The organism is Brevundimonas sp. NPDC007368 (genome assembly GCF_042869015.1).
GTDB lineage: Bacteria > Pseudomonadota > Alphaproteobacteria > Caulobacterales > Caulobacteraceae > Brevundimonas.
Map to the genome: position 1 here is coordinate 345,439 of NZ_JBIAFA010000001.1, position 20,648 is coordinate 366,086.

General features: G+C 69.0%; 13 protein-coding genes. 4 read left to right on the forward strand and 9 right to left on the reverse strand.

What is annotated here, in order from left to right; genetic code table 11:
- Positions 1–88 precede the first annotated feature (88 nt).
- Positions 89–1,885 (forward strand): DUF885 domain-containing protein, encoded by a 1,797-nt coding sequence (locus ACFYLW_RS01750; RefSeq protein ID WP_390182595.1) that lies wholly within the window; start codon positions 89–91, stop codon positions 1,883–1,885.
- 81 nt (positions 1,886–1,966) lie between these two features.
- Here the strand turns inward: ACFYLW_RS01750 and ACFYLW_RS01755 are convergent, their stop codons facing one another.
- On the reverse strand, positions 1,967–3,097 hold the full coding sequence (locus ACFYLW_RS01755) for a DUF1176 domain-containing protein (RefSeq protein ID WP_390182596.1): 1,131 nt from the start codon (positions 3,095–3,097) through the stop codon (positions 1,967–1,969).
- A gap of 197 nt (positions 3,098–3,294) precedes the next feature.
- Between ACFYLW_RS01755 and ACFYLW_RS01760 the strand changes: the two genes are divergently transcribed.
- Positions 3,295–4,515: an NADP-dependent isocitrate dehydrogenase gene (locus tag ACFYLW_RS01760; protein ID WP_292083571.1), complete on the forward strand. Its 1,221-nt coding sequence runs from the start codon at positions 3,295–3,297 to the stop codon at positions 4,513–4,515.
- Between the two features lie 209 nt (positions 4,516–4,724).
- Complete coding sequence (locus ACFYLW_RS01765; RefSeq protein WP_313472532.1) at positions 4,725–5,291, forward strand: DUF2939 domain-containing protein; 567 nt, start codon at positions 4,725–4,727, stop codon at positions 5,289–5,291.
- A gap of 190 nt (positions 5,292–5,481) precedes the next feature.
- Here ACFYLW_RS01765 and alaS read toward each other — a convergent pair whose 3' ends face one another.
- The 7 genes from alaS to ACFYLW_RS01800 form a co-directional block, all read right to left on the reverse strand.
- Positions 5,482–8,127, reverse strand: coding sequence for an alanine--tRNA ligase (gene alaS / locus ACFYLW_RS01770; RefSeq protein ID WP_390182597.1), 2,646 nt, complete (start codon positions 8,125–8,127; stop codon positions 5,482–5,484).
- A gap of 132 nt (positions 8,128–8,259) precedes the next feature.
- Positions 8,260–8,742: a ribonuclease E activity regulator RraA gene (rraA, locus tag ACFYLW_RS01775; RefSeq protein ID WP_292083568.1), complete on the reverse strand. Its 483-nt coding sequence runs from the start codon at positions 8,740–8,742 to the stop codon at positions 8,260–8,262.
- 312 nt (positions 8,743–9,054) lie between these two features.
- Positions 9,055–10,134 (reverse strand): recombinase RecA, encoded by a 1,080-nt coding sequence (gene recA, locus ACFYLW_RS01780; RefSeq protein ID WP_390182598.1) that lies wholly within the window; start codon positions 10,132–10,134, stop codon positions 9,055–9,057.
- Between the two features lie 144 nt (positions 10,135–10,278).
- On the reverse strand, positions 10,279–11,790 hold the full coding sequence (locus tag ACFYLW_RS01785; RefSeq protein ID WP_390182599.1) for a CHAD domain-containing protein: 1,512 nt from the start codon (positions 11,788–11,790) through the stop codon (positions 10,279–10,281).
- Positions 11,791–12,027: 237 nt separating this feature from the next.
- Positions 12,028–12,777, reverse strand: coding sequence for an SDR family NAD(P)-dependent oxidoreductase (locus tag ACFYLW_RS01790; RefSeq protein ID WP_390182600.1), 750 nt, complete (start codon positions 12,775–12,777; stop codon positions 12,028–12,030).
- A 124-nt stretch (positions 12,778–12,901) separates the two neighbouring features.
- Positions 12,902–14,839: an acetate--CoA ligase gene (gene acs / locus ACFYLW_RS01795; RefSeq protein WP_390182601.1), complete on the reverse strand. Its 1,938-nt coding sequence runs from the start codon at positions 14,837–14,839 to the stop codon at positions 12,902–12,904.
- A gap of 24 nt (positions 14,840–14,863) precedes the next feature.
- Positions 14,864–16,219: a DcaP family trimeric outer membrane transporter gene (locus tag ACFYLW_RS01800; protein ID WP_390182603.1), complete on the reverse strand. Its 1,356-nt coding sequence runs from the start codon at positions 16,217–16,219 to the stop codon at positions 14,864–14,866.
- Between the two features lie 172 nt (positions 16,220–16,391).
- Between ACFYLW_RS01800 and ACFYLW_RS01805 the strand changes: the two genes are divergently transcribed.
- Positions 16,392–17,006 (forward strand): response regulator, encoded by a 615-nt coding sequence (locus ACFYLW_RS01805; protein WP_390182604.1) that lies wholly within the window; start codon positions 16,392–16,394, stop codon positions 17,004–17,006.
- A 175-nt stretch (positions 17,007–17,181) separates the two neighbouring features.
- On the opposite strand, the gene ACFYLW_RS01810 is transcribed toward ACFYLW_RS01805, so the two are convergent.
- A complete protein-coding gene (locus ACFYLW_RS01810; RefSeq protein ID WP_390182605.1) occupies positions 17,182–20,568 on the reverse strand; it encodes a PAS-domain containing protein in 3,387 nt (1,128 codons plus the stop codon).
- Between the last annotated feature and the right edge of the window lie 80 nt (positions 20,569–20,648).

Below are 20,648 nucleotides of genomic sequence, written 5' to 3' on the forward strand. Positions count from 1 at the left end.
GCCTGTGAACCACGGGCGCGCCGGCCCGACGATTGTCTGAGTGTGAGGGGCGCGCGGCGTCGCGCCGCCCTCGTCGGGAAGCAAGACCATGATCGACCGCCGCCGTCTGTTGTTGACCGCCGCCGCCACGGCCGCCGTCGCGCCCTCGCTGGCCCACGCCGCCGTCGCCGCCACAGACGCCGATGCGCGCCTGAACGCCCTGCTGGACGGCTGGTTCGAGGCCGACATTGACGAAAGCCCGGAACGCGCCACCAACCTGGGCCTCGACAAGGGCGCCCGCGCCGGTCTGTCGTCCAAACTGAGCGAGGCCGGTCCCGACGCCATCCGCAAGGACCGCGACAAGGCCATCAGCCGTTGGGCTGCGCTGCGCGCCTTCGACCAGACGGGCCTGTCCGAAGCCGGCGCTCTGAACTACGCCATCGCCGCCTTCGGGCGCGAGACCTCGGCCGAGACCTCGCGCTTCGCCTATGGCGCGGGGCCGGGCCGTCCGTCGCCCTATGTCGTGACCCAGCTGTCGGGCGCCTATTTCGAGACGCCGGACTTCATGGACAACCAGCACCGCATCGAGGACGCGGCCGGCGCCGACGCCTTCCTGTCGCGCCTGTCGGCCTTCGCAGGGGTGCTGGACGGTGAGACGGACAAGGTCCACGAGGACGCCGGTCTGGGCGTGATCCCGCCGGACTTCATCATCGATCGCATGCTGCCCCAGGTCCGCACCCTGCGCGACACCAAGGCCGCCGACCTGGCCATGGTCAAGTCGCTGGTGCGCAAGACCGCCGCGCTGAACCTGTCGGGCTATGACGTCCGCGCCGCCGCCATCGTCGATCAGCAGATCAAGCCCGCCCTGGCCCGTCAGGTCGCGGCCCTGGAGGCTATCCGTCCGCAGGCGACGCATGACGCCGGGGTCTGGCGTCTGCCCGACGGCGAGGCCTTCTACGCCAACGGCCTGAAGTCCAACACGACCACCACCCTGAGCGCCGCCGAGATCCACAAGATGGGCAAGGAGCAGGTCGCCGAGATCAGCGCCGAGATCGACGCCATCCTGAAGTCGCAGGGCTATACCCAGGGCACCGTCGGCGAACGCATCCAGGCCCTGAACAAGGACCCGGCCCAGCTCTTCGCCAACACCGACGAGGGCAAGGCCGAACTGCTGGTCTGGCTGAACCAGCTGGTCGCCGAACTGGAGCCGAAACTGCCGACCGTCTTCGGTCGCCTGCCGAAAACCCATGTCGAGATCCGCCGCGTGCCGGTGTCGATCCAGTCGGGCGCGCCGGGCGGATACTATCAGGGACCGCCGCTGGATGGCTCGCGCCCGGGCGCCTACTACATCAACCTGCGCGACAGCGGGAACTGGCCGAAGTTCGCCCTGCCGACCCTGACCTATCACGAGGCCTCTCCGGGCCACCACCTGCAGGTCGCCCTGCAGCGCGAGTCGGGCGAGCTGCCGCAGTGGCGCCGCGCGGGCGGCTTCTCGGCCTACAACGAAGGCTGGGCCCTCTATGCCGAGGCGGTCGCGGCCAATGACCTGGACGCCTATGCCGACAACCCGCTGGGCCGCGTCGGCTTCCTGATGTCCTATCTGTTCCGGGCCGTGCGCCTGGTGGTCGACACCGGTCTGCACTCGGAGCGCTGGAGCCGCGAACAGGCGGTCGAATACATGGCGGCCTCGGGCGCCAAGCCGCTGGACGCCTCGAACAGCGAGATCAACCGCTACACCGTCTGGCCGGGGCAGGCCTGCGCCTACAAGGTCGGCCACACGGTGATCGCCCGCCTGAGGAAGGACGCCGAGGCCAAGCCGGGCTTCGATCTGCGCGCCTTCCACGACAAGGTGCTGATGAACGGCTCCCTGCCGCTGGCGGTGCTGGAAGCCCAGATGCGGGCCTGAGACGCCGATCAGGGTTGAAACGAAAGACGGCCCGGACGTTCGCGCGTCCGGGCCGTTTTCATGTCTGGCGCAGGATGGCGGTCAGGTCGCCGCGCGCCAGGTGGTCGGCCACAGGTCCTGGGGGACTGCCGTGCAACTCGGCATGACCTTCTCGTCCAACAGGGCGAAGCGCTCGCCGGTCCAGGCCCAGACGCCCATGCGGCCGCAGTCGCCGAGGCCGCGCCCCTTGCCGAAGGCGAAGAGGGTGCGGGTCCTGGGGTCATAGCGGCTGTTGACCAGGGTATCTTCGCTGCCCGCCGCCGTGGGGAAGGCGACCGGCCGGGGCGAGGTCCCGTCGGCCGGAGTGATGAAATAGGCCTGGCTGAAATTATAGGCGCCTTCGCCGCACGGCACGCTCCACAGCAGCTTGTCCGCAGCCAGACGCGAGACCTCGACGTTCGGCTCGAAACGTTCGCCTCTGCGGGTTTCGGCCAGGCATTCCTTGACCTTGGGGTGGGCGAGAAGCGCCGGGGACAGGTCGTCCTGGACCAGGCCGTTCTGGGCGACGGCGGCCGCCACGGCCACGCGCGGGGCGGCCGGGGCGGCGGGCACGTCGGCGGCGGGCCGGTCGCCGCGCCGGATCAGGGCGGTGGGGGTGTTCAGCCGACCCTGACGCTCGTCGATCCACAGGAAGGCGGCGGCCGCCCCGCCGAGGCTGACCTTCATCTGCTCGTGCCCGCGTCGCAGGGCCATGAAGGAGCCGTTCCCCAGATCATGCACCAGTTGGGGCGAGGGGTTCCTGAAGGCGATGACGTCGCCTTCCTCGTCCATCTTGGAGTTCTCGCCGGCATAGCGCCGGCCGTCGATGACGGCGTGGACCGAGCCCTGGCCGTCCTCCAGACCCCAGCCGCCCATGTGGACGACGGGGCGGGCTTGGGCGCCGGGGGCCAGGGAGACCAGGACGAAGCCCATGTTTTCATGCGCCGAACCAAAGGCCACGCAGTGATTGGTGTTGTCGCAGGTGGCGGTCCAGTCGCGGAACTCGCGCGTCTCGCTGGGCGGATTGGCGCTCGTTCTGGCGGTTGGCGACGTCGCCGCCGTCTCGACCGCGACGTCGGCGGCGGCGGGGGCCGCGGCGGGCGAGGCGTCGCCCTCCTTCTTTCCGCAGGCCCCCAGCCCCTGCGGCAGGATCAGGGCGGCGGCAGCGGTCAGCAACAGGCTGCGAAGCGTCATGTCGGGCGTCTCATCAGCGAGAGGGGAACGATCAGGGGCGGGCTCCATGAACGGTCAAGCTGGCTGCTGGTTCAAGTCATATGGGGGCATTTTGCGCAGGAGCGCCGATGGCGCCGCTCAGCCTTTGCGCCCGCGCGCGCGTCTCGCTATACCGCCCGCACGATATTCCTTCCCTGATTAAGAGACAGAGGCAGAGCATGGCCAAGATCAAGGTCGCCAACCCCATCGTGGACATCGACGGCGACGAAATGACCCGGATCATCTGGCAGATGATCAAGGACAAGCTGGTCTTCCCCTACCTGGACCTGGAGCTCGACTACTACGACCTCGGCATGGAGCACCGCGACGCCACCGACGACCAGGTGACGATCGACGCGGCCCACGCGATCCAGAAGCACGGCGTCGGCGTCAAGTGCGCCACCATCACCCCGGACGAAGCCCGGGTGAAGGAATTCGGCCTGAAGAAGATGTGGAAGTCGCCGAACGGCACCATCCGCAACATCCTGGGCGGCGTGGTCTTCCGCGAGCCGATCATCTGCTCCAACGTGCCGCGTCTGGTTCCGGGCTGGACCCAGCCGATCGTCGTCGGCCGTCACGCCTTCGGCGACCAGTACAAGGCCACTGACTTCCTGATGCCGGGCGCCGGCACTCTGTCGATCAAGTTCGTCGGCGACGATGGCCAGGTGATCGAGCACGAGGTGTTCAAATCCCCGTCGGCCGGTGTGGCCATGGGCATGTACAACCTCGACTCGTCGATCCGTGACTTCGCCCACGCCTCGTTCAGCTACGGCCTGGCTCGTAACTATCCGGTCTATCTGTCGACCAAGAACACCATTCTGAAAGCCTATGACGGCCGCTTCAAGGACCTGTTCCAGGAAGTCTTCGACGAGCACTACGCCGAAGAGTTCAAGGCGCGCGGCCTGACCTACGAACACCGTCTGATCGACGACATGGTGGCGGCCGCCATCAAGTGGTCGGGCGGCTTCGTCTGGGCGTGCAAGAACTATGACGGCGACGTGCAGTCGGACATCGTGGCTCAGGGCTTCGGCTCGCTGGGCCTGATGACCTCGGTCCTGATGACGCCGGACGGCAAGATCATGGAAACCGAAGCCGCCCACGGCACGGTGACCCGTCACTACCGTCAGCACCAGAAGGGTGAAGCGACCTCGACCAACTCGATCGCCTCGATCTTCGCCTGGTCGGCCGGCTTCAAGCACCGCGCCAAGCTGGACGACAATGCCGAGCTGGCCGAGTTCGCCGAGACGCTGGAACGCGTCGTGGTTGAAACCGTCGAGTCGGGCTTCATGACCAAGGACCTGGCCCTGCTCGTCGGCGACCAGCAGTCGTGGCTGACCACCGAAGGCTTCCTGGACAAGGTGTCCGAGAACCTGAAGAAGGCCCTGCCGAATATTGGTTAGTAGCGCTACCGCGCTTCGCGCTGCTTGAGCGCGTTACGCACCAGGAATGGGCCCGCTGGAGAAATCCCGCGGGCCTTTTCTATTTTCCGCCAAGGGTTAACGACGCCCTTGAGCCCCCCCTCGAACCATGTCCTTAATGTCGCAGGGGGTTTCGAGTTTGTGTCGCAGATGTCGCTGACCCGTCGCGTTCGTAAGGCAGGGGAGGGCCGATGAACCAGAAACTGATCCTTCGACTGGGAGGCGCCGCCGTGGCGGCCTTCGTCCTGGCCTACGCCGCCTCGCCCTTGCTGGCGGCGCGCTCGCTGGTGCAGGCGGCCAAGAGCGGCGACGCGCAGGCGCTGGAGCGCCAGGTCGACTTTCCCGCCTTCCGCGCCAGCCTGAAAGACGAGCTGAGCGAGCGCATGGTGAGCGAGATGCGCAAGGACAGTCGGCTGAAGGACAGCGGCCTGTCGGGCCTGGGCATGCTGCTGGCGCCGGCGCTGGTCAGCGGCGCCGTGGACGCCTTCGTCACGCCCCAGGCCATCTCGGCCATGGTGCAGGAGGGGCAGGCGCCCAAGCCGGACCTGGCCAAGGTCGAGCCGGAGGTCGGGCCGAAGCCTGAGAGCAAGCCCGAGAGCAAGAAGGTGCGCCAGTCCTGGAGCTACCGCGACCTGGACACCTTCGCCGTCACCCTGACCCGCGACGACCAGCCGGGCGAGCAAGTCTCCCTGCTGATGAAACGCCGCAACCTGTTCGGCTGGAAGCTGGCGGGGATCGATCTGAGCAAGGCGGAATAATCACCCGCTCATCCCCGCGGAGGCGGGGACCCAGAAAGAGCCTCACGCACCATCCTTGGCCGCCTGTGCTTGCAGCCAAAGCACTGGGTCCCCGCCTCCGCGGGGATGAGCGGATTGTGTGGGGATCGGCCAAAGAAAAAGGGCGGCGCATCCGGTGCGCCGCCCTTCCTGTTTCAGTCTGTGCGGGCGATCAGCCCTTCAGCGCGGCCCGGATTGCTTCCAGACCAGCTTCGGCCTTCGAGCCGTCGGGCGCGCCGCCCTGGGCGAAGTCGGGCTTGCCGCCGGCGCCCTTGCCGCCCATGGCGATGACGGCGTCGCGGGCCAGATCGGCCGCGTTCACCTTGCCCGCCATGTCCGGCGTGGCGGCGACCGTGATGGCCGCCTTGCCGTCGACGACGCCGACAAGGGCGACCACGCCCGAGCCGATCTGCTTCTTGAAGTCCTCGGCCACGCCGCGCAGGCCCTTGCCGTCGACGCCGTCCAGAACGCGGGCGATCAGCTTGACGCCGTTGATCTCTTCCGGGGCCGCATTGGCGCCCGCGCCGCCGCTGAGCGCCAGCTGCTTCTTCAGGTCGGCGACCTGCTTCTCCAGCGCCTTGCGTTCGGCGCTCAGGGCCTCGACCCGGGCCGGGACGTCCGCGGTCTGGATCTTGAAGGTCTGGGCCAGCGAACGGGCGACATTGGCCTGGGCCAGCAGGAACTGACGGGCAGCCTCGCCGGTCAGGGCCTCGATGCGGCGGACGCCGGCGGCGACGCCGCCTTCCGACACGATCTTGAACAGGGCGATGTCGCCGGTGCGATGGACGTGAGTGCCGCCGCACAGCTCGACCGAATAGGCGCCGTCGCCGGACAGGGCGTGGCCCAGGGTCAGGACGCGGACCTCGTCGCCGTATTTCTCGCCGAACAGGGCGACCGCGCCGGCCTCGATGGCGGCTTCGGGGTGCATCAGTTCAGTGGTGGTCGGCAGGTTCTGGCGGATGACCGCGTTCACCTCGTCCTCGAGACGGGCGATCTCCTCGTCGGTCAGCGGGGCGTTGTGGCTGAAGTCGAAGCGCATGCGCTCGGCGTCGACCATCTGGCCCTTCTGGGCGACGTGCGGGCCCAGCACGTTCTTCAGCGCGGCGTGCAGCAGGTGGGCGGCCGAGTGGTTGGCGCGGGTCGTCGGGCGCGAGCCCGGCTCGACCGTGGCCGTCACCACGGCGCCGACCGTCAGAGCCGCGCCCTGGGCCACCTGCAAGGTGTGAACGAAGAGGTCGGCGTGCTTCTTGGTGTCCAGCACGCGGCCTTCGCCATTGGTCCAGACGAAGCCGCCCTTGTCGCCGGCCTGACCGCCGCCTTCGCCGTAGAAGGGGGTCTTGTCGAGGACGACCTCGACCACGTCGCCGGCCTCGGCGGCGTCGACAGCCGCGCCGTCCTTGAGGATGGCGACGACCTGGCCTTCGCCGGTCTCGCTGTCATAGCCGGTGAACGCGGTGCCGCCGTGCTGGTCGCGCAGGGCCAGCCAGGCGCCGGCCGAGGCCGTCTGGCCCGAGCCCTTCCAGTGCTCACGCGAGCGGTCGCGTTGCTCGGCCATGGCGGCCTCGAAGCCGTCGACGTTGACGCTGAAGCCGCGACGGCGAGCCTCGTCCTGCGTCAGGTCCAGCGGGAAGCCGTAGGTGTCATAGAGGGTGAAGGCCGTCTGGCCGTCCAGCATGTCGCCGGCCTTGAAGCCGGTCGTGGCCTGATCGAACAGGTTCATGCCGCGGCCCAGGGTGGTGCGGAAGCGGATCTCTTCCTGCTTCAGCGTGTCCTCGATGAAGGCCTGGGCGCGGCCCAGTTCGGGATAGGCCTCGCCCATCTCCTGCACCAGGGTCGGGACCAGACGGTGCATCAGCGGGTCGGCCGCGCCCAGCAGGTGGGCGTGACGCATGGCGCGGCGCATGATGCGGCGCAGGACGTAGCCGCGGCCCTCGTTCGACGGGGTCACGCCGTCGGCGATCAGGAAGGCGGTCGAACGCAGGTGGTCGGCGATGACCCGGTGCGACGGGGCGCGTTCGCCCTCGGCCTTGGTCGAGGTCAGCTCTTCCGAGGCGCCGATCAGGCTCTTGAACAGGTCGACTTCATAGTTGGAGTGGACGCCTTGCAGGACGGCGGCGATGCGCTCCAGACCCATGCCGGTGTCGACGCTGGGCTTGGGAAGGTCGCGAACGATCTCGTCGTTCTCCTTCTCGTACTGCATGAAGACGTTGTTCCAGATCTCCACGAAGCGGTCGCCGTCCTCATCGGGCGAACCGGGAGGGCCGCCGAAGATGTGGTCGCCGTGGTCGTAGAAGATCTCGGTGCAGGGACCGCAAGGGCCGCTGTCGCCCATGGCCCAGAAGTTGTCGGCCGTGGGGATGCGGATGATCTTCTCGTCGGCGAAGCCGGTCACCTTCTTCCAGATGTCGAAGGCTTCATCGTCGGTGTGATAGACGGTGACCAGCAGGCGCGCAGGGTCCAGGCCGAACTCCCTGGTCAGCAGGGTCCAGGCGCTCTCGATGGCGTGGTCCTTGAAATAGTCGCCGAACGAGAAGTTGCCCAGCATCTCAAAGAAGGTGTGGTGACGCGCGGTGTAGCCGACGTTGTCCAGATCGTTGTGCTTGCCGCCGGCGCGCACGCATTTCTGCGAACTGGTGGCGCGCTTGTAGGGCGGGGTCGCGCCGCCGGTGAAGTAGTCCTTGAACGGCACCATGCCCGCGTTGACGAACAGCAGGGTCGGGTCGTTCTGCGGCACCAGCGGAGCCGACTGCACCTTCTCGTGGCCGTCGGCCGCGAAGTAGTCGAGGAAGGTGGAGCGGATCTGTTTCAGGCTGGTCATGGCGTATCGCTCTAAGGAATTCGGGCGCGCGGGGAGAATATCGGAACGGGCGTCATATAGGGATTTTGCGCCGAGCGCATCACTGGCGCGTGATCGCGTGCGCCGGGGCGCGCTTTTCCGATGCGGCGGGCTCTAATCGTGCAGGCGATGTGGCGCGACGATGACCCCGTCGGCGTCGGCGTAGAGCCAGTCGCCGGGGGTGAAGATGACGCCGCCGAAGGCGGTGGGGATGTCGATCTCGCCGATGGCGTCGCGGTCGGCGCGCAGGGGCGTGGTCCCCACGGCCTTCACGCCGACGGGCATGGTGTCGATGACGCCGCTGTCGCGAATGGCGCCGTGGAGGACGATCCCGGCCCAGTTGTTGTCGATGGCCAGTCTGGCCAGGTTGTCGCCGACAAGGGCGCGCTTCAGCGATCCGCCGCCGTTGACCACCAGCACCGCGCCGTGGCCCGGCCGCTCCAGCGCCTGTCGGACCAAGGCGTTGTCGTCCAGCACGCTGAGGGTGCGAACCGGACCGTGGAAGGCCGTCGCCTGGCCGAAGCTGCGGAACGGGATGTGGCAGACCTTCACCTTTTCGGGGTGGGCGTCGCAGAGGTCGGCGGTGGCGGGGATCATGGGAGGCTCCGGGGCTTGAAGGTGAAGTTTGCCCGGCGGGGCGCGGCGAGAAAAGAGCGGTTTGTTTCTACATCCGCTCATCCCCGCGGAGGCGGGGACCCAGTGCTTTGGCGGCAAGCACGGGCGGTCAGCGATGGTGCGTGAGGCTCTCACTAGGTGCCCGCCTCCGCGGGGATGAGCGGAAACTGAAGGCGAGCCAGATAAAAAGAGGCCCGCCCGAGATGCTCGGGCGGGCCGGCTCCGTCCGACCGACCCCGCGGGGTCGGTAGGCGGGTCGCGGGGACGACGGACGGAAGCTGTGTCGGAGGGAGATCAGCCCTCCATGTCCTGACCTTCATCGGGCTCGGGCGCGCCCAGCATGTCGTCGGCGATCTTGGCCGTGGACTGGCGCACGGCCTTCTCGATGGCGAGGGCCATGTCGGGGTTGTTCTTGAGGAACTCCTTGGCGTTCTCGCGGCCCTGGCCGATGCGGGTGGAGTCGTAGGAGAACCACGAACCCGACTTCTCGATGATGTTGGCCTTGACCCCCAGATCGATGATCTCGCCGATCTTGGAGATGCCTTCGCCGTACATGATGTCGAAGATGACCTCGCGGAACGGCGGGGCGACCTTGTTCTTGACCACCTTGACGCGCGTGGTGTTGCCGACGACCTCGTCGCGGTTCTTGATCGCGCCGGTGCGGCGGATGTCGAGGCGGACCGAGGCGTAGAACTTCAGCGCATTGCCGCCCGTCGTTGTTTCCGGCGAGCCGTACATGACGCCGATCTTGTGGCGGATCTGGTTGATGAACAGGACGATGCACTTCGACTTGGAGATCGAGGCCGTCAGCTTGCGCAGGGCCTGCGACATCAGACGGGCCTGAAGGCCGGGCAGGCTGTCGCCCATCTCGCCTTCGATTTCGGCGCGCGGGGTCAGGGCGGCGACCGAGTCGACCACCACGATGTCCACGGCGCCCGAGCGCACCAGGGTGTCGACGATTTCCAGGGCCTGTTCGCCGGCGTCGGGCTGCGACACCAGCAGGTCGTCGAGGTTGACGCCCAGCTTTTGCGCATAGACGGGGTCCAGCGCGTGTTCGGCGTCGACGAAGGCGGCCACGCCGCCCTTCTTCTGGACCTCGGCCACGGTGTGCAGGGCCAGGGTCGTCTTGCCCGAGGATTCCGGGCCGAACACCTCGATGACCCGCCCGACCGGCAGGCCGCCGATGCCGAGCGCCATGTCCAGGCCCAGCGAACCGGTCGAGACGCTCTCGATCTCGTTCACCAAACCGCCCTTGCCGAGCTTCATCACCGAGCCCTTGCCGAAAGCGCGATCGATCTGCGCGATCGCCGCCTCAAGAGCGCGTTGCTTTTCGCCGTCTTCTTTACCCACGAGCTTCAATGCCGCCTGTGCCATTGGTTTTCTCTCCCTTGCCATGATTCCATTCTGGGCTTTGGGAGAGACCCGCCAGGACCCGCTCCCTCTGTGAGACGGACTATGTGCATGGTTTGTTCTGGTTCACAAGATGTTCTCATTTGCGTGTCGAGAACAAAATGCGATCTACGACCGTTTCTGACGTGGTCGGCATCCGGTCCAGAAGGGCCTGGCGTCGTGGAAACGCCCGCAGGCCTTGAGCGCGGCGGCCAATAAGGCGGCCTCGTCGCGCTCGCGCCGACCGATGACGCGTCCAGCGGCGAAGGCCACGCTTGGGTCGTCCAGAGCGGCCTCGCCCGGGATTTTGTCGCGCGCCACGGCCAGGTCGTTCAGTTGGCCGAGCGTGTCCTGCAGCCGTTCCAGCGCCTTGAGGTAGCGGGCGCGGCGGCGGCGGGCGGGAAAAAGATCGGCGAAGAACTCGGCGGCGTAGCGCAGACGCTTGGCGCGGATGCGCAGGTGGTGCCGGGCCTCGACGTCTAGATCGTTCAGGTCGCGGGCGCGTTTTTCGACCTGACGATGCAGGCGGCTGAGGGCCTCGGCGGCGAAGGGCGCAACGGGGGCGTCGGACAGGACCGCCGTCTCGATCCAGGCGGTCGTCTCCAGCATCAGCAGGGCGTAGCGGGGCGAGGCGATGGCCGTCAGAACGCGGTCATAGGCCTGCCCCCGGGCGGTCAGCAGGTGACGGCCCAGGGCCGCGAGGCCGGGCGAGGGGGCCGCCAGCGCCGTGGGGTGGAAGACGTCGCGGATGAAGACGTCGAGGTCGCGGGCGGCGTCGGCCTCGTGCGCCAGCCATTTCAGTTCGGCCTCGATGCGCTCGCGTTCGGCCTCGGCCAACAGGGGCTTGAAGACGCCGACGGCGGCGCGCAGGCGGCGTAAGGCCACCCGCATCTGATGCACGGCCTCGGGGCGGCGCACGATCCGCAGCAGTTCGGCGTTGGCCGAGACCTGGGCCAGACAGGCCATGGCGATGCGGCGGAAGGCGGTGGCTGCCGATGCATCAGGCGACAGGGGCGTGGCGACGGCGCGACGGGGGCTGCGGCTCTCGCCGTCGGCCAGCCGCCAGCCGCGCTCGGCCTTGCTCTCGAACACCGGGACGATGGCCAGGTCGCGCGCCAGCCGCCGGGCGAGGCTGAACAGGGCGGCGGGCGGCCCCGCCTTCAGCTCCAGTTCCAGCTCGTAGATGGGCTCGCGGCGCTCTCCGGCGGACAGTTCGCCGGCGTCGAAGGCGACTTCGATCCGGGCGCCCTCCCAGTCGACCATGCGGATGCGGCGGACGACCGTGGTGGCGAAGCGGGGCGACAGGTCGCGGCGGCGGCCCTTCAGAAGTTTATGGGCGGGCGTGGCCTTGAGCGCGGCGAGGTCGAGGGCCTCGGAGGCGACTTGGACCTCCCACTCGTCGCGGGCGGTCTGGCCGGGGGCGGTCTGGCGCTTCAGGGTCTGGACGAAGCCGTCCGGCGTGGCGCGAACCCTCAGGCCGCACCCCGCCGCGCGCAGGACGCTGTCGGGAGTGTCGAAATAGACCGAGCGCAGCGACTGGCTGGTCTGGGGCCCTTGCAGCGCCGGGTGGCCTGACAGACGCACGACCGCGCCCGGCCCGAGCCGGAACTTCAGTTCGGTTTCGGTCGCGGGCGAAGCCATGGGGGTAGTTTAGGCTTCTCGCCGCCATCTCGGAAGCGGCGAAGCTCGTGGGCGATCCTCCCCTGCGCAGCGGGGGAGGGGGACCATGCGCAGCATGGTGGAGGGGGCGAGGGCGGATGTTGCCGTTGAAGGTCGGCCGCACGGCGTGGGGCACTTGTCGAACGGGGCGGTTGCATCCGCCCCCTCCACCGCCTGCGGCGGTCCCCCTCCCCCGTAGACGGGGGAGGATCAAGGGCGTCAGCCCCGCGCCACCTGGAAGCCGGCGAAGGACTGGCTGACCGGCATCAGCTCCAGGGCGTTGATGTTCAGGTGCGGCGGCAGGGTCGCGACCCAGAACAGGGTCTCGGCGATGTCTTCGCCGGTCATGGGCTGGGCGCCGCCGTAGAGGGCGTCCGACGCCGCTTGATCGCCGCTGGTGCGGACCAGGGTGAACTCGGTCTCGGTCATGCCGGGCTCGATGGAGGTGACGCGCACCCCGGTGCCGTGCAGGTCCGAGCGCAGGCCCAGCGAGAACTGGCGGACGAAGGCCTTGGTGCCGCCATAGGCGTTGCCGCCCTTGTAGGGATAGGTCGCGGCCACCGAGCTGATGTTCAGGATGGCGCCCTTGCGCGCGATCAGGCGCGGCAGCAGACGGCGCGTGATGGTGACCAGACCGGTGATGTTGGTGTCGATCATCTGACGCCACTGATCCAGATCGGCGTCCTGGGCGGCGGCGGTCCCCAGCGCCAGCCCCGCGTTGTTGATCAGGACGTCGATGTCGCCAAAGCCCTCGGGCAGGGCGTCCAGGACCGCGTCGATGGCGGCCTCGTCGCGGATGTCGAAGACGAGGGGATGGACCACGTCCGCGCCCAGCTCGGCGACCAGATCATTCAGACGCTCGGCGCGGCGGCCGGTGGCGATGATCTTCCAGCCCGCCGAGGCGAAGCGGCGCGCTGCGGCCTGGCCGATGCCCGCCGTGGCGCCGGTGATGAGGACGGTTCCGCTCATGGTCTGCTCCTGTTCGCTGTCGCCGGTTGTCTAGCGCCGCCGCAGCCCAGGCTCAAATGACGAAACGGCCGACGCCCCTTTCGGAACGCCGGCCGCTTGCTCCGGGGAGAGCGGGGGAAGGTCGTCAGGCGGCCCGGTTCTTCACCAGATCGTCGACGACCGAAGGGTCGGCCAGGGTGGAGACATCGCCCAGGGCGCCCAGTTCGTTCTCGGCGATCTTGCGCAGGATGCGCCGCATGATCTTGCCGGATCGGGTCTTGGGCAGGCCCGGTGCCCACTGGATCACGTCGGGGGCGGCGATGGGGCCGATCTCGGTGCGGACGTGGGCGACCAGTTCCTTGCGCAGGGCCTCGGTGGCCTCCACGCCGCGCACCAGGGTCACATAGGCGTAGATGCCCTGACCCTTGATGTCGTGGGGGAAGCCGACGACCGCCGCCTCGGCCACGATGTCGTGCAGGACCAGGGCGCTCTCGACCTCGGCCGTGCCCATGCGGTGGCCCGAGACGTTGATGACGTCATCGACCCGGCCGGTGATCCAGTAGTAGCCGTCGGCGTCGCGACGGCAGCCGTCGCCGGTGAAATACTTGCCCGGATAGGTCGAGAAATAGGTGTCGAAGAAGCGCTGGTGGTCGCCATAAACCGTCCGCATCTGGCCCGGCCAGCTGTCAGTGATGCAGAGGTTGCCCTCGGTCGCGCCCTCCAGAACCCCGCCTTCGGCGTCCACGATCTGCAGCTCGACGCCGGGCAGGGGCTTGGTCGCCGAGCCGGGCTTGAGGTCGGTGGCGCCGGGCAGGGGCGAGATCAGAACGCCGCCGGTTTCGGTCTGCCACCAGGTGTCGACGATGGGCAGGCGGCCGTCGCCGACCACCTCGTGATACCAGCGCCAGGCCTCGGGGTTGATCGGCTCGCCGACGCTGCCCAGCAGGCGCAAGCTCTTGCGGCTGGTCGCCTTCACCGGGGCGTCGCCTTCGCGCATCAGCGAGCGCAGGGCGGTGGGGGCGGTGTAGAAGATCTCGACCTTGTGCTTGTCGATGACCTCCCAGAAACGGCTCACGCTCGGATAGTTGGGCACGCCCTCGAACAGCAGGGTGGTCGCCCCATTGGCCAGGGGGCCATAGACGCCATAGGAGTGGCCGGTCACCCAGCCCACGTCGGCGGTGCACCAGAAGACCTCGCCGGGGCGGTAGTCGAAGACCAGTTCGTGGGTGTAGCTGGCCCAGAACAGATAGCCGCCGGTGGTGTGCAGCACCCCCTTGGGTTTGCCGGTCGAGCCCGAGGTGTAGAGGATGAACAGCGGGTCCTCCGCCTGCATCGGCTCGGGATGGCAGTGGGCCGTGACCTTGGCGGCCTCGGTCTCGTAATCCCGGTCGCGGCCCTCGATGAAGCCCACGTCCGCGCCCGTGTGGCGGATCAGCAGGACGCCGTCGACGCCCGAGACCTTCTCCAGCGCCTTGTCGACATTGGCCTTCAGCGGGACCTTCTTGCCGCCACGGCAGCCCTCGTCGGCGGTGATGACGAAGGTCGAGCCGCAGTCCTCGATGCGCCCGGCGATGCTGTCGGGCGAGAAGCCGCCGAAGATGACCGAGTGAACCGCGCCGATCCGCGCGCAGGCCAGCATGGCGTAGGCGGCCTCGGGGATCATGGGCAGGTAGATGGTGACGCGGTCGCCCTTCTGGACGCCGTTGGCCTTGAGCACATTGGCCATGCGGCAGACGCGCTCGTGCAGCTGGCCGTAGGTGACGTGCTCGCTGTCGGTCGGCTCGTCGCCTTCCCAGATGATGGCCGTGTCGTTTTCACGGTGCGGCAGGTGGCGGTCGATGCAGTTGGCCGAGACGTTCAGCACCCCGTCCTCGAACCAGCGGATGCGGAAGTCTTCCTTATTGAACGACACATCCTTGATCTTCGACGGGAAGGTCATCCAGTCGAGGCGTTTGGCCTGTTCGCCCCAGTAGGCCTCGGGCGTTTCGCGTGCCGCGATCCGGGCCGCGTCATAGGCGTCGCGGTCCATGTGGGCGCGGGCGGCCAGGTCGGCGGGGACGGGATAGATTTCCGGATCAGACACGCGCTTTCCTCCCAGTTTCTTGTTTTAGAAGCCGTATTTGGCGAACAGGATCAGACGGGTCATGTCGCCGTCCAGTCCCGACTCCAGCTTGCGGTCAGCGAACATCAGTTCGGCCCCGACATCAAACGCCGTGACCGGCGACCAGATCAGGTTGGCGTGGATGCTCTGGGCCGAGCGGTTGGCGCCCGTGCCGGTCAGCAGGACGTCGTTGTCCACCTTCTGCGCCGACCAGATCAGGCTGGAGCGCCAGCCGGGCGTCCAGACGTGGCGATAGGCGGCGAATCCGGCGACCACGCCGATGGCGTCCAACTGGCCCGAGGCGTCCAGCACCGCGTCGTTGGAGAAGTTGAGCCCCAGATAGCGGCCCACGCCCTCGCCGCCCGACAGCATGAAGCGCAGGTCGTCCTGGGCGCCGACCTTGACCTTGGCCGAGGCCGACAGACCCCAGCCGGTCGCCGTGTCGTCGACGGCGCTGGCCGGGTTCTCATACTTCAGCTGACGCAGCAGGCCCGCGAACTGCAGGTCGCCCCAGGGGCGGCTGATGGCGTAGCGCGCCGTCAGGTCGGGCAGGCTGTTGTCGTCGGCGATGATCCGCGCGCCGCCGCCGAAGGGGGTGACGGTGGTTTCGGGGTTCTCGACCGCGATCGAGAAGGGACCGCGCGTGTAACGGACCTGGACCTGGCGGGCGAAGACCGTGCCCTCGGCGGCGCCGACGAAGTCGGCCGATTCCGGCAGGACGGCGGTGTTCTGGAAGTTGGTCCACTCCTGACCGATCAGCCAGTTGTCGATGGTGACGAAGGCGCGGCGCAGGGCGGGGGTGGAGGCGCTGGTGATGCGCTGATCGCCGGTTCCGGGCAGGCTCTGGAAGTCCATCTCCAGCCGGGTGCCGACCTTGTGGCCGCCGACCAGACCGTCGGTGGTCAGCCAGAAGCGGGTCTGGCGGGCGCTGAAGTCCATGGCCGTATCTTCGTTGGCGCCGCCGACCGGGATGGAGCCGGGCAGGTGGTAGTCGCGCAGCGCGTCGCCGTTGGCCGGATCGCCGCCGGAATAGCGGGACGCCATGGCGTCGACCTTGACGAAGCCGCCGAACTTCACGGTGTGGTCGCCGATGCGGAAGCCTTCTTCGCGCTGAGCAGGGGCCGAGACCGGGGTGGCGGCGGGGCGGGCCTCCAGACGGATGATGTCCTGGGCCATGGCCTGGGACTGGGCGCTCTGCTGCGTGCGCGCGGCGGCGACCTCGGATTTCAGGCTGTTCAGCTCGGCTTCGAGCTGGGCGATGCGCGCCTCGAGGGCCGCATTGGCGTCCTGGGCCCAGACGGCGCCGGGCGCGAACAGGAGCGCAGCCGCAGCTGCGCCGCCGAGCAGACGGAATCTTCCCATGTCATGTCCTCCCGGGTTCATCTGATGCGAACCTCGAGACGGCAGCATTCCGCGCGAGGGCGGTTTGCGGCCATTAGCCATTGGTCTAGTTTCGACCAAAGTCGAGGCGCGGCATGGTGTCGTCACAGCGCGGCCTCGACCCGAAAAAGAACCGCGCGCGGGAAGGATTTTCATGGATCGCATCGTCGTCGCCGACGACCACCCTCTGTTTCGGGCGGCGTTGAGATCGGCCGTCGAAAAGGCCGCGCCCGACGCCGTGATTGCGGAATGCGCCAGCCTCGCCGAGGTTCAGGCCGCCCTGGCTGAAGCCGCGACCGACCTGCTGCTGCTGGACCTGAAACTGTCGGACAGCGAGGGCATGGCGGGCCTGACCCGCATCCGCGCCGACCATCCCGCCGTGCCGGTCGCCGTCGTCTCGGCCAGCGAGGAGCCGCCGACCGTGCGCCGCGCCCTGACCCTCGGCGCCGCCGGCTTCATCCCCAAGTCCGCCGCCTTGCCGGTCATGGTCGAGGCCATCGCCGCCATCCTTTCGGGCGACAGCTGGGCCCCTGACGTCGGCGAGCCCGGGGCCGGGGAGGGCGATCTGGAAGCCCGCATCGCCAGCCTGACGCCGTCGCAGCTGCGCATTCTCGAGGGCCTGCGCGCCGGGCGGCTGAACAAGCAGATCGCCTTCGACCTCGGCGTCACCGAGGCCACCATCAAGGCCCACCTGACCAGCGTTTTCCGCAAGCTGGGCGTCCACAACCGCACCCAGGCGGTGATCCTGGCCCAGTCGATCGATCTCTAATTCCCTTCTCCCCTTGTGGGAGAAGGTGGCAGGCGAAGCCTGACGGATGAGGGGTGTGAGCGCTTCGTTTTGAACTTTGTCGCTGCCCGTCCGTCACGCTTTCCGAAGGTCGCGCCGACACCCCTCATCCGAGCGCCTCCGGCGCCCACCTTCTCCCGCAAGGGGAGAAGGAAGATCAGCGCGACAGGAACGCCTTCAGCGCCGCCGGCTTGACCGGCTTGGGCAGCAGGGTCGCGCCCGCCGCCGTGGCGGTCTCCTTCAGGCCCTCGCGGGTGTCGGCGGTGACCAGGCCGATGCGGCGCAGGCCCCGCGCCCGCAGGGCGTCCACCACCGTCAGCCCGTCCGCCCCGTCGCCCAGATGCAGATCCACCAGGGCCGCGTCGAACGGCCCTGCCGCTGCGATGCCGTCGGCCACGGTGCGCGCCATCGTCGTCTGGGCGCCCCAGCGGCTCAGCAGGGCGGTCAGGGCGTCGAGGATGGCCGGCTCGTTGTCCACGCACAGCACCCGCAGCCCCGCCAGCGGCAGGCGCGCGTCGCCCTCGGCGAGGGGAGCGATCTCGACCTGGGCGGCGGCGCGCGGAGCGCTGACGCGGAAGGTGGTGCCGCGCCCGACGCGGGACGCCATCGACAGCGGATGGCGCAGCAGGTCCGACAGCTTCTGCACGATGGCCAAACCGAGACCCGCGCCCGGCTCGTCCACCGGGGCACCGGGCAGACGCACGAACTCGCCGAAGACGTTTTCACGGTCGGCGTCGGGAATGCCGCGCCCGGTGTCGCAGACCAGCATCTGCACCGTGTCGCCGTCGCGCCGGGCGCCGACCAGAACCCGGCCCCGGTCGGTGTAGCGGATGGCGTTGGCGGTCAGGTTCTGCAGCATGGAGCGCAGCAGATCGTGGTCCGAGGCGACCCACAGGCCGGACGGCATGACCGCCAGCCGCAGGCCCTTGGCGCGGGCCATGGGGGCGAACTCGCGGCGCAACTCGGCGAACAGGGCGTCCAGCGAGAGGGGAGCCACGGCGGGCTGGACTCCGCCCGCCTCCAGCTTGGACAGGTTGAGCAGGGCCGTCAGCAGGCGGTGGGCGCTGTCGATGGAACGGTCGGCGTTGGTCGCCAGCCCGCGTCCAGCCGACCCCGCCGCCAGCGCCGGCTCCTCCTTCAGGGCGGCGATGAACAGGCGCGCGGCGTGCAAGGGTTGCAACAGGTCGTGGCTGGCGGCGGCGAGGAAGCGGGTCTTGGAGGCGGTGGCGTCCTCGGCCAGACGCCGGGCCTCCTCCAGCCGTTCGGTGCGGTCGGCGACGCGGGCCTCCAGCCGCTCGTTGGCCTCCTCCAGATCGCGGGCGGCGCGGCGCAGGGCGGTGATGTCGGTGTAGCTCGTGGCGTAGCCCCCGCCGGGGATCGGGGCGCCGGAGGAACGCAGGATGCGGCCGTCCGGCTGCTCGCGCTCATGATCGTGGGGAATGCGACGCGACAGGGCCTCCAGCCGCCGTTCGATCCAGGCCTCGATGTCGCCCGTAACGGCAATGGGGTCGGTCTCGCCCCGCTCGGCGTTGAGGCGATAGACGGCGGCGATGGGCAGGCCGACGTGGACGAAGCCGGCGGGCAGGTCGAACATCTCGACATAGCGCCGGTTCCAGGCGGTCAGGCGCAGGTCCTCGTCCACCACGCTGACGCCCTGATCGATGTTGTCGAGCGTGGTCTGCAGCAGGTCGCGGTTGAACTGGACCGCCTGCGACGCCTCGTCCAGCATCCGCACCACGTCCTCGGGCGCGCGCCCCCCGGCGGCCAGGGCGGCGGCGATGACGCGCCGGGCCGAGGCGGCGCCGACCGCGCCCGCCAGCATCCGCTCGGCGGCGCGGGCCAGACCGGCCTCGGCCGGGTCGGCGTCGCGCAGCTTCTGGTCGGTCTCTCGCGACCAGGCGGCGAAGGCGCGCTCGGCCCGTTCGTCGCCGATGAAGCGGGCGACCAGGGCCTTGAGGTCGCCGACCGAGGCCCCGGCGGAGGCGCCGCGCCCCTCCATCCAGTCCGGGCCCAGACGGTCGACGAAGGCGCGGGCCTGTACCCGGTCGATCAGGCGCGGCGTCCCCAGCCTGGAGACGGCGACGAAGACCCCGAGGTTCAGCGCCAGACTGAGGAAGACGCCCGCCGCGAACGGGTCGGCCAGCCCCAGCATGGCCGGAACGTTCAGGCCGAATCCGGGCGCCAGCTGCGGCGCCGCCAGCATGACCAGCCAGACGGTCATCCCGACCGCCAGTCCCGCCAGCGCCCCGCGCGAACGCCCGCCGCGCCACAGCACGGCGCCGAACAGGGCCGGGGCCAGCTGGGCCAGGGCGGCGAAGGAGACCAGCCCCATGGCGGCCAGGCCGCTGGACTGGTCCATGGCCTGATAATAGACCCAGGCCATCAGCAGCAGGGCCACGATGGCCACGCGGCGGATATTCAGGATGGCGCGCGCCATGTCGCCCGCCCGTTCGCCGCGACGACGGCGCTCGGCGGCCAATAGCGGCAGGACCAGATTGTTGGACACCATGGCCGACAGCGCCACGGCCTCGACAATGACCATGGCGGTCGCCGCCGAGAAGCCGCCGACGAAGACGATGGCCGTCAGGGCCGACTGGCCGGAGTTCAGCGGCAGGGCCAGCACCAGCAGGTCGGGATTGACCTCGGGCGCGAACAGGCCGCCCGCCGCCACCAGGGGCAGGACCGCCAGACTGGTCAGCAGCAGATAGACGGGAAAGATCCAGCGCGCGCGCCGCATCTGGGCCGGATCGCCGCCCTCGACAAAGGCGACGTGGAACTGTCGCGGCAGGCAGAAGATGGCGAGCGTCGCCACCAGGGTGATGGCCCAGAAGCGCCCGTCCAGCTCGGGCCAGCGCGCCAGATCGCCGAGGCTGGCGGTCACGTCCGCAGAGGCTGGGGCGCGCGCCAGCAGCATCAGGGCGAAGACGGCCACGGCCAGCAGGGCCGTCAGCTTGACGATGGACTCGATGCCGATGGCCTGGATCAGGCCGCGGTTGTGCTCGGTCAGGTCGGGGCGGCGCGCCCCGAACAGGATGGCGAACCCGGCCAGCACCCCGGCCATGACCAGCACCGTCAGGCTCTCGGAGCCGGCGACCGGCGTCCCCTCGGTCAGCATCTCGCCCGCCATGGACAGGGATTTCAGCTGCAGGGCGATGTAGGGCAGGGACCCCAGGATGGCGACAGCGGCGACCGCCGCGCCGAGCGCCGGGCTCTTGCCGTAGCGCGAGGAGATGAAGTCGGCCATCGAGCCGACGTTCTCGCGCCGGGCCGCCGCCGCGATCCGCTTCCACAGCGGAAACAGGACCGTCACCCCCAGCGCCGGGCCGATATAGATGGGCAGGTATTCCCAGGCCGACCGCGCCGCCGTCCCCACCGCCCCGTAATAGGTCCACGACGTGCAGTAGATGGCCAGCGACAGGGCGTAGAGCGACGGCCCCAGCGCCCCGCCGCGCGTCTTGATCGACGGCCGCTCGTACCACCAGGCGACCGCGAACAGGGTCGCCATGTAGGCGGCCACGAGGGCCAGGGTCGCGAGGCTGAACATGACCGGCATCTGGGACGGAGCGGGGCTGGGGGACAAGAACAAAAAGAGGGGCGGCCGGAAACCGGACCGCCCCTGCAGGT

Bases quoted from the DNA above. Each gene is read 5' to 3' on its own strand.
- ACFYLW_RS01750 (WP_390182595.1), top strand. From the start codon at position 89: ATGATCGACCGCCGCCGTCTGTTGTTGACCGCCGCCGCCACGGCCGCC.
- ACFYLW_RS01755 (WP_390182596.1), bottom strand. From the start codon at position 3,097: ATGACGCTTCGCAGCCTGTTGCTGACCGCTGCCGCCGCCCTGATCCTG.
- ACFYLW_RS01760 (WP_292083571.1), top strand. From the start codon at position 3,295: ATGGCCAAGATCAAGGTCGCCAACCCCATCGTGGACATCGACGGCGAC.
- ACFYLW_RS01765 (WP_313472532.1), top strand. From the start codon at position 4,725: ATGAACCAGAAACTGATCCTTCGACTGGGAGGCGCCGCCGTGGCGGCC.
- alaS (WP_390182597.1), bottom strand. From the start codon at position 8,127: ATGACCAGCCTGAAACAGATCCGCTCCACCTTCCTCGACTACTTCGCG.
- rraA (WP_292083568.1), bottom strand. From the start codon at position 8,742: ATGATCCCCGCCACCGCCGACCTCTGCGACGCCCACCCCGAAAAGGTG.
- recA (WP_390182598.1), bottom strand. From the start codon at position 10,134: ATGGCACAGGCGGCATTGAAGCTCGTGGGTAAAGAAGACGGCGAAAAG.
- ACFYLW_RS01785 (WP_390182599.1), bottom strand. From the start codon at position 11,790: ATGGCTTCGCCCGCGACCGAAACCGAACTGAAGTTCCGGCTCGGGCCG.
- ACFYLW_RS01790 (WP_390182600.1), bottom strand. From the start codon at position 12,777: ATGAGCGGAACCGTCCTCATCACCGGCGCCACGGCGGGCATCGGCCAG.
- ACFYLW_RS01800 (WP_390182603.1), bottom strand. From the start codon at position 16,219: ATGGGAAGATTCCGTCTGCTCGGCGGCGCAGCTGCGGCTGCGCTCCTG.
- ACFYLW_RS01805 (WP_390182604.1), top strand. From the start codon at position 16,392: ATGGATCGCATCGTCGTCGCCGACGACCACCCTCTGTTTCGGGCGGCG.
- ACFYLW_RS01810 (WP_390182605.1), bottom strand. From the start codon at position 20,568: ATGTTCAGCCTCGCGACCCTGGCCCTCGTGGCCGCCTACATGGCGACC.